Below are 227 nucleotides of genomic sequence, written 5' to 3' on the forward strand. Positions count from 1 at the left end.
TTGGTGGAGCTGAGCGGGATCGAACCGCTGACCCCCTGCTTGCAAAGCAGGTGCTCTCCCAGCTGAGCTACAGCCCCAACCATCGCAACACCTGATGAGCAAACCCATCAGGAGGATCAAGATCGAACAACCCATCATCCTCAAAAAGGAGAATGGTGGGCCTGGGAAGACTTGAACTTCCGACCCCACGCTTATCAAGCGTGTGCTCTAACCAACTGAGCTACAGG

At 55.1% G+C, this 227-nt stretch carries 1 tRNA gene; it reads right to left on the reverse strand.

Annotated elements, in window-relative coordinates:
- Nucleotide 1: 1 nt before the first annotated feature.
- A tRNA-Ala gene (locus ACCD05_RS32165) sits at nucleotides 2-77 on the reverse strand.
- Nucleotides 78-227: the final 150 nt, after the last annotated feature.

The organism is Rhizobium sp. Rhizsp42 (assembly GCF_047304155.1).
Classification (GTDB): domain Bacteria; phylum Pseudomonadota; class Alphaproteobacteria; order Rhizobiales; family Rhizobiaceae; genus Rhizobium.